Source organism: Actinomycetospora sp. C-140 (genome assembly GCF_054796175.1).
In genome coordinates this window covers 133,586-141,466 of record NZ_JBTWNF010000020.1, presented here as the reverse complement: position 1 = coordinate 141,466, position 7,881 = coordinate 133,586, and the positions used below count along the sequence as shown (strand labels likewise).

Below are 7,881 nucleotides of genomic sequence, written 5' to 3'. Positions count from 1 at the left end.
AAACGCCTAGAAGCAGCGAACAGCGCGTTCGCTGCAAACGACCCCCCGCACACGACGACGGGCCCCCACCCCGCGAGGGGTGAGGGCCCGTCGGTCGAGCTCAGGAGCTGACGATCAGCCGCCCGAGAGCTTCTCGCGGAGCGCCGCGAGCTGGGCGTCGCTGGCCAGCGCGCCGCCGCCGGACTGGGACGGCGGGCCCTGGCCCGGGTCCTCGTCGTCGCGCTCCTCGTCCGAGCCGCCACCCTCCGACGGCCCGCCCGAGGAGTAGTTGGCCGGCGCCGCCTCGGCGGCCTCGGCCTCCTGCTCCTGGGTGCGCTGCAGCTGGGCGATGTGCTGCTCGTAACGGGCGTAGGCCGCCTGGTACTGGCGCTCCCACTCCTCGCGCTGCGACTCGTACCCCTCGCGCCACTCGCCGGTGTCCGGGTCGAAGCCCTCGGGGTAGATGTAGTTGCCGGCGTCGTCGTACTCGGCGGCCATGCCGTAGAGGGCCGGGTCGAACTCGGTCTCCGGCGTCATGCCCTCGTTCGCCTGCTTGAGCGAGAGCGAGATGCGGCGACGGTCGAGGTCGATGTCGATGACCTTGACCATGACGTCGTTGCCGACCTGGACGACCTGCTCCGGCACCTCGACGTGGCGCTCGGCCAGCTCCGAGATGTGGACCAGGCCCTCGATGCCCTCGTCGACACGGACGAACGCACCGAACGGCACGAGCTTCGTGACCTTGCCGGGCACGATCTGGCCGATCTGGTGGGTGCGGGCGAACTGACGCCAGGGGTCCTCCTGCGTCGCCTTGAGCGACAGGGAGACCCGCTCGCGGTCGAGGTCGACGTCGAGGACCTCGACCTTGACCTCCTGGCCCACCTCGACGACCTCGGACGGGTGGTCGATGTGCTTCCAGGACAGCTCGGACACGTGGACCAGACCGTCGACACCGCCGAGGTCGACGAACGCACCGAAGTTGACGATCGACGAGACCTGGCCGGACCGGATCTGGCCCTTGGCGAGCTGGTTGAGGAACTCGCTGCGCACCGCCGACTGGGTCTGCTCCAGCCACGCACGGCGGGAGAGGACGACGTTGTTGCGGTTCTTGTCCAGCTCGATGATCTTGGCCTCGATCTCCTTGCCCACGTAGGGCTGGAGGTCGCGGACGCGACGCATCTCGACCAGCGAGGCCGGGAGGAAGCCGCGCAGGCCGATGTCGAGGATGAGGCCGCCCTTGACGACCTCGATGACGGTGCCCTTGACGGGCTCGTCGTTGTCCTTGAGCTGCTCGATCGTGCCCCAGGCGCGCTCGTACTGCGCGCGCTTCTTGGACAGGATCAGCCGGCCCTCCTTGTCCTCCTTCTGGAGGACGAGGGCTTCGACCTCGTCGCCGACGGCGACGACCTCGTTGGGATCGACATCGTGCTTGATGGACAGCTCACGCGAGGGGATGACGCCCTCGGTCTTGTAGCCGATGTCGAGGAGGACCTCGTCCCGGTCGACCTTCACGATGGTGCCTTCGACGATGTCGCCATCGTTGAAGTACTTGATCGTCTGGTCGATGGCGGCGAGGAAGTCCTCTTCCGACCCGATGTCGTTCACAGCCACCTGGGGGCTGGTCGTCGTCGGGGCGGTGTGGGTGTCGATGGACATACGGTGGACGGCTCCGGGAACATGGTCAGATCGAGCGTGCAGGGACACCACGGCAGGGAGCCGTCGACCTGACGCGAGCACCGCTGGACCCGGCGAACGCTGAGGTGGAGACGAGACCCGCCGCCACCGCCGGAGGGCGGGACGCGGACAGGGCGAGACACCACTGACGTGGACCTTCATCGTAACCGCGTCCGACACGGACCGGCAATCGGGTCGCCCCCCAGCAGAACCCGGCGTGTCGCAGGCGGTTCTCACGGCGTGTCGCCTGCTCCGTGTCCGGAGGGTTGACGCGCCCCCGATCACCGCGGACCGCCGGTGACGATCTCCGTCGTGACCGGCCACGACGGCCGGGGCGCCCCCGCGTCCGGGCGTGTCAGGATGCCCCGGTGCCGACCCCTCCCCCGCCCGCGGACGCGGCCGGGGACGCCCGCGGGGCCTCTCCGGAGAGGGCGGCTCCGGAGAGGGCGGCTCCGGGCAGGGCGGCTCCGGACAGGGCGTCCGCGGAGGAAGCGCTCGGGGCCGCCGGCATCGCCCGCCGCGCGGTCGGGCCCGGCGAGTCCAGCGCGGCCAGCCGCGCCTGGTGGGACGCCGACGCCGACGACTACCAGGCCGAGCACGGCGCGTTCCTCGGCGACGCGGACTTCGTGTGGTGCCCCGAGCGCCTGCGCGAGGCGGACGCCCGGCTGCTCGGCGACCCGGCCGGGCTGCGCGGCCGGACGGTCCTCGAGGTGGGCTGCGGCGCGGCGTCGTGCAGTCGCTGGCTCGCCCGCGCCGGCGCGCGGGTCGTCGGCCTCGACCTCTCCGCGGGCATGCTGCGCCAGGCCCGTGAGGCCGACCGGCGCACCGGCACCGCGGTGCCGCTCGTGCAGGCCGACGCCGGGGCGGTGCCGCTGCGCGACGGGTGCGTCGACGCGGCGTTCTCCGCCTTCGGGGCAGTGCCGTTCGTCGCCGACCCGCGGGCCGTGATGCGGGAGGTCGCGCGGGTGCTGCGGCCCGGCGCGCCGTGGGTGTTCGCCGTCAACCACCCCATGCGCTGGATGTTCCCCGACGACCCGGGCCCCGACGGCCTGACGGTCTCCCAGTCGTACTTCGACCGCACGCCCTACGCGGAGGTCGACGCGGCGGGCCGCGTCGTCTACGTCGAGCACCACCGCACGATCGCCGACCGGGTGGCCGACGTCGTCGGCGCCGGGCTGGCGCTCGAGGGGATCGTCGAACCCGAGTGGCCCGACGACCTCGACGAGGTGTGGGGCCAGTGGTCCCCGCTGCGGGGCGCGCTGTTCCCCGGCACGGCGATCTTCTGCTGCCGGCGTCCGGCCACGACCGGGACGCCGCCGTGATCGGCCGGTCGCGGGCGACGCCCTCGGGACGCGCTCCCGAGGTCGTACTCTCCGACCTCCTGCACGAGCAGCACGCCCGGTTCGCCGAGCTCGACCCCGGCCTGCCGGCCGCGATGCCGCCCCCGCCGGGTGAGGTGATCGTGGTCGCCGACGACGCCGCCGGTGAGGCCGCCGGCGTCCTGACCCACCACAGCTGGCCGCCGGGCAGCTCGCCGCTGCTCTGGTCGGCGGCCGAGGTCACCGAGCTCCACCCGGTCCTCGGCGCGGCCGGACGCGCCGGCGCCGACGGCCTGGTCGCCGAGTGGCGCCGACGGATTCCCCCTCGGGTGCGGCAGGCCGCCGACTCGGCCGCGGTCGTCACGTGGCCGAGTCGCGACGTCGTCGCCGCCCGCGCCTTCCTCGACCACGGGCTGGTACCGCTGGCCGTGCTCGCGGTCCGCCCCGCAGGCCCCCCGCCCGGCCCCGCGTCGCACGACCCGTCCCTGGTCGTCCGCCGCGCCCGCGAGGACGACCTCGCGGCGTGCCTCGAGCTCGCCATGCACGAGATCGCCTACTCCAGCGCCGTCGGCGGCAGCGTCCTGCGCCCGGACGCCGAGGCGGTCAAGCGCACGGCCCTGCGCGAGCGCTTCGCCCGCGACGAGCCGATCCACCTCGCCGAACGGGAGGGGCGGGCGGTCGGGCTCCTCGAGTGCGGGCTCACCGACGTCACCACGGGCTCGTGGCTCGCGGGCCTGCTGCCGACCGGCCGGTGGGGTTACGTCAACTGCGCCTCGGTGCTGCCGGGACGGCGCGGCCACGGGGTGGGCCACGCCCTCGTCACCGCGGCGCTGCCGGGTCTCGAACCACCGGGCGCGCGCGGCACCTACCTCTACTACAACCCGCCGAACCCGCTCTCCTCCGTGTTCTGGCCGCGGCACGGCTACCGCCCGCTGTGGACCTTGTGGGAGGTCCGCCCCGCGTCCGCGCTGCGCTGAGCTCCCTCGGCCCGTCCTCACCCGCTGCGGGCGAGCGCGTGCTCGACGAGCACGATCAGCGCGGCGGTGCACGAGGCGTCGTCACGGGCGTCGACGTGCACGATCGGGCAGCCCGGCGGCACGGCCAGCGCCTCGCGCACGACGTCGTCGTCGACGCCCTCGGTGCCCGGGAACCCGTTGAGCGCGACCACGAAGGGCACGCCGCGGTTCTCGAAGTAGTCGATGGCGGCGAAGCAGTCGTCGATGCGGCGCAGGTCGACGAGGACGACCGCGCCGACCGCCCCGCGCACCAGCTCGTCCCACATGAACCAGAACCGCGACTGCCCCGGCGTCCCGAAGAGGTAGAGCACCAGCGCGTCGTCGATCGTGACCCGGCCGAAGTCCATGGCGACCGTGGTCGTCGTCTTCTCCGGGACGATGCTCACGTCGTCGACGCCGTCGGAGAGGCTCGTCATCTGCTGCTCGGTCGACAACGGCGGGATCTCCGAGAGCGCCCCCACCAGCGTCGTCTTGCCGACGCCGAAGCCGCCCGCGACGAGGATCTTCAGCGGGAGCAGGTCACGCTCGGGGACGACCCGGGTGGCCGCCCCGCCGGCCCGGTCATCGTGCACGGAGTCCATCGAGCAGCCTCTCCAGGAGTTCACGCCGGGGGCGACCATCGGTCCCGACGAGCGGCAGGTGGACGGCGAGGTGGTCCTCGGCGGCGAGATCGCTGACGAGCACCCGGGCGACGCCGATCGGGACCCCGAGCAGCGCGCCGATCTCGGCGAGCGACTGGGGCTCCCGGCTGGCCTCCACGATCGCCCGGGACTCGGGCGGCAGGCCCGCGGCCGCGCCGAGGCCGAGCTCGGTGGCGGTGACGAGCGCCTCGATGGGCATGTCCGTCCCCGCCGTCGAGCGCGTGCGGCCCGCGGTGAAGGCGTAGTTGGGGACGACCCGCCCGCCCTCGGTCTGCGGACGCTGGCGGCGGTCCACGGTCACGGCGCTGTCGTGTCCCCGGTGCGCCCGGCGTGGGCGCCCGGGGTGAGCGCGTGCCCCACCCTGGAGGCGAGCATGGTCATCTCGTAGCCGACGAGCCCCATGTCGGCGGTGCGGTCGGTGACGACCGCGAGGGTCGAGCCGAGGCTGATCGAGGTCGCGAACAGGTAGCCACCGGCCATCTCGACGATGGTCTGGTTGACCGGCTCGGCCTCCAGCAGCGTCGCCGTCCCCCGCGCCAGGCTCACGAGGCCCGAGACCGCCGCGCAGAGCTGGTCGGCGAGGTGGGCGTCGACGCCGTCGCTGACCGCCAGCCGCAGCCCGTCCGCGGACACCACGAGGACGTGGCGCACCCCGGGGGTGCCGACGGCGAACTCCGAGAGCAGCCAGTCCAGTCCGCTGTCGGTCGGTGCGCTCACGTCGGCCTCCCGGAGGTGCTGTCGTGGTGGGGGTGGTGGTGCTCGACCGGCTCGGCGGGATCGCCCGCGCCGGCGGTGCCCTCGGGACCGCCGGAGCCGATCGCCGACCGGGCCGCGGCCCGGCTGGCCTGGTACGCCGAGAGCGCGTCCATCGCGCTGCGCGCTCCCGGCTGACCGTGCCGGGCCGGTGGAGCGCCGTTCCCGGCCGCCCCCGATGCCGACCCCGGTCCGCCGGCCGGCCCCGGCGCGGTGGCCGCCGGGATACCGGGGGTCTTGCGGATCAGCTCCGGCGCGAGGTGGGTCTGCGGACGCCGCCGCGCCAGCACGAGGCCGTTCGGTCCCACGACCGCCGGGGCGTCCTCGCTGGACCGGCGGGGTGTGGGAGCGCCCGGGGCGTCGTCCGCGGCCGGCGTCTCCCCCGTGCCGGTCGGGGAGACCGGCGAGGCCTGCCCGACCGGGGCCCGACGGGGCGTGGTGCCCGCGGTCCCGTCGTCGGCGGGCGCGTCGCCCGGCCCGGGAGGCGGGACGACGATCGGGTGGATCAGGCCCCGGCGGGTCGCCGTCCGCTCGGCAGCGGCGGGCGCCGTCCCCGGACCGGCAGCGGCGCCGGGGCCACCGCCGTCGCCACCGGTGCCATCGGTGCTGCCCGTGCCGTCGGCGCCCACCCCGACCGGCGGGACGTCCTCGAGGGTGTCGTGGGGGTCCCCGGCAGCGCCCGTGTCGCGCGACGGGACGGGACCCTCGTCCCCACCGGGCGCGGCGTGGGCCCCGCGCCGGGGCGTCTCCGCGCCCGACCCGCCGGTGTCGTCGGCACCGTCGGAGCCGCCGACCCCCGGCCAGGAGTGGCGGCCGTCGAGCGCGATCGGGCCGCTGGGCGGCCGGGCGTCCGTCGCGCGGTCGGGGGCGACGTGGCCGTTGTCGGCCGACCCGCGCCGTGGCGCGGGGACGGCCGAGGCGGGGACCCGTTCGAGCCCGCGCCCGCCGACGGCCGGCACGGTCGGCTGGGACGCCATGGAGTCGGCGAAGAGCGCGGCGGGCAGCATCAGGACCGCGGTGACGCCGCACCCGGGGGTCGGCGTGAGCGAGACCTGGATGCCGTGACGCTCGGCGAGCCGGGAGACGACGTGGAACCCGAGCCGGCGGGCCGCCGCCGAGACGTCCACCTCCTGCGGGTCGGCCAGCAGCTCGTTGGCCGCCGCGAGCTCCGGGGGCGGCATGCCGATGCCGGTGTCCTCGATGACGAGCAGCTGGGAGCCCGGCGCGCGGTGGTAGCTGCGCGTCTGGATCACGACGGGTGCGGACGGCGGCGAGTACCGCGCGGCGTTCTCGACCAGTTCCGCGATCATGTGGGTCAGGTCGGCGACCGTGCTGCCCACGATCTTGGGACGTTCGTCGACGACGAGGGTCACGCGGTCGAGGTCCTCGGTCTCGGCCACGCCGGCGCGCACGACGTCGCGCAGCGCCACGGGTTCGGACCACACGCGGGCGGGCTGCTCGCCCGAGAGCACGAGCAGGCTCTCCGCGTTGCGGCGCACGCGGGTCGCGAGGTGGTCGAGCCGGAACAGGTCCGCGAGCGCGTCGGGGTCGCGCTCGCGTTCCTCGAGGTCGTTGATGATGTCCAGCTGCCGGTGGAACATGCTCTGGTTCCGCCGCGCGAGGTTCAGCAGCAGGCCCGACGTGAATTCCTGCTGGCGGACCTTCTGCTCGTGCAGTTCCTTCGTGAGCTCGATGCGACGGCGCTGCTCGTCCTCGGTGATCTTCACGAAGATCGCGACGCCCGCGCAGGCGAGCAGGACCGCGAAACCGTGGATCAGCGACCACAGCCACGGGGAGTGCTGGGCGGCGTGGTGGTTGAAGAACAGCGTCGGCACCAGCAGCGTGCCGAGCCCGTGCGAGAGCGTGGTGAAGCCGATGTTCACCGCGAACGGCACCCAGCTCTGGTAGAGCATGAGGAAGCCGATGATCACGAAGAACGAGAAGTGCGCCTCGATGTACCCGCCGGAGAGGATGACGAGGCCCGCACACGCCGCCGACAGACCGGCGGACACGAAGATCTCGCCGGCCAGCCGGCCCGGCACGAACCGTCCGCCGGCCGCGGCCACCAGCGGGACCAGGGCGACCAGGCCGGCGAGCAGCAGCGTGTTGCCGACCAGGAGCCCGAAGACCAGGAGCAGGGGCGCGAGGGTCACCAGCACCGTGAGCAGGAATCGATGACGCCGCAGCCAGGACGCATCGTCGACCATGTCTCCGTGGGGGAGGTAGTCCAGGACACGGGCCATGCGGGCGCTTCACCGTCCCTACGAAAGTCGCCGTCCGGATGAGGAACGGCGGAACCGTACACGCAGCGTCCTCGTTGTCTGGTCGGCGAACGAGACCACCCCGGTCGAAATGACCGATGAGTGGCGTCGGATCTCACGGAGCGCTATAGATCCGGCGTCGTTCGCGTCCGGACGACGGAAATGAGATCACCCGCTCGGAGGCTGTCGCCTGGACCGTCCGGCCGAGACGAAGATCGAGCGGAGGAACGCCGGAAAA

The 7,881-nt window shown here is 73.8% G+C and carries 7 protein-coding genes; 2 read left to right on the top strand and 5 right to left on the bottom strand.

Annotation, left to right across the window (positions count from 1 at the left end):
* Window positions 1–114 precede the first annotated feature (114 nt).
* Window positions 115–1,635 carry a 30S ribosomal protein S1 gene (rpsA, locus tag ACR9E3_RS27260; RefSeq protein WP_460383935.1) on the bottom strand — a complete coding sequence of 507 codons (1,521 nt, stop codon included), beginning with the start codon at window positions 1,633–1,635 and terminating at the stop codon, window positions 115–117.
* Between the two features lie 527 nt (window positions 1,636–2,162).
* On the opposite strand from rpsA, the gene ACR9E3_RS27255 reads away from it, so the two are divergent.
* Window positions 2,163–2,975 carry a class I SAM-dependent methyltransferase gene (locus ACR9E3_RS27255; RefSeq protein ID WP_460383938.1) on the top strand — a complete coding sequence of 271 codons (813 nt, stop codon included), beginning with the start codon at window positions 2,163–2,165 and terminating at the stop codon, window positions 2,973–2,975.
* Complete coding sequence (locus ACR9E3_RS27250) at window positions 2,972–3,949, top strand: GNAT family N-acetyltransferase (RefSeq protein ID WP_460383934.1); 978 nt, start codon at window positions 2,972–2,974, stop codon at window positions 3,947–3,949. Before ACR9E3_RS27255 ends, ACR9E3_RS27250 begins: the two co-directional genes overlap by 4 nt.
* 17 nt (window positions 3,950–3,966) lie before the next feature.
* Here ACR9E3_RS27250 and ACR9E3_RS27245 read toward each other — a convergent pair whose 3' ends face one another.
* From ACR9E3_RS27245 to ACR9E3_RS27230, 4 genes are read right to left on the bottom strand one after another with little or no spacing between them, the layout of a single operon-like run.
* Window positions 3,967–4,569: a GTP-binding protein gene (locus ACR9E3_RS27245; protein ID WP_460383932.1), complete on the bottom strand. Its 603-nt coding sequence runs from the start codon at window positions 4,567–4,569 to the stop codon at window positions 3,967–3,969.
* Complete coding sequence (locus ACR9E3_RS27240) at window positions 4,550–4,930, bottom strand: DUF742 domain-containing protein (RefSeq protein ID WP_460383931.1); 381 nt, start codon at window positions 4,928–4,930, stop codon at window positions 4,550–4,552. The genes ACR9E3_RS27245 and ACR9E3_RS27240 overlap by 20 nt, the downstream gene beginning before the upstream one ends.
* Window positions 4,927–5,346, bottom strand: a complete 420-nt coding sequence (locus ACR9E3_RS27235) for a roadblock/LC7 domain-containing protein (protein WP_460383930.1) — start codon at window positions 5,344–5,346, stop codon at window positions 4,927–4,929. The genes ACR9E3_RS27240 and ACR9E3_RS27235 overlap by 4 nt, the downstream gene beginning before the upstream one ends.
* On the bottom strand, window positions 5,343–7,625 hold the full coding sequence (locus tag ACR9E3_RS27230) for a sensor histidine kinase (RefSeq protein ID WP_460383929.1): 2,283 nt from the start codon (window positions 7,623–7,625) through the stop codon (window positions 5,343–5,345). The genes ACR9E3_RS27235 and ACR9E3_RS27230 overlap by 4 nt, the downstream gene beginning before the upstream one ends.
* Between the last annotated feature and the right edge of the window lie 256 nt (window positions 7,626–7,881).

What these genes read in the sequence shown, in the direction of transcription:
- ACR9E3_RS27230 (WP_460383929.1), bottom strand. Translation starts at nt 7,625, where the DNA reads ATGGCCCGTGTCCTGGACTACCTCCCCCACGGAGACATGGTCGACGAT.
- rpsA (WP_460383935.1), bottom strand. Translation starts at nt 1,635, where the DNA reads ATGTCCATCGACACCCACACCGCCCCGACGACGACCAGCCCCCAGGTG.
- ACR9E3_RS27245 (WP_460383932.1), bottom strand. Translation starts at nt 4,569, where the DNA reads ATGGACTCCGTGCACGATGACCGGGCCGGCGGGGCGGCCACCCGGGTC.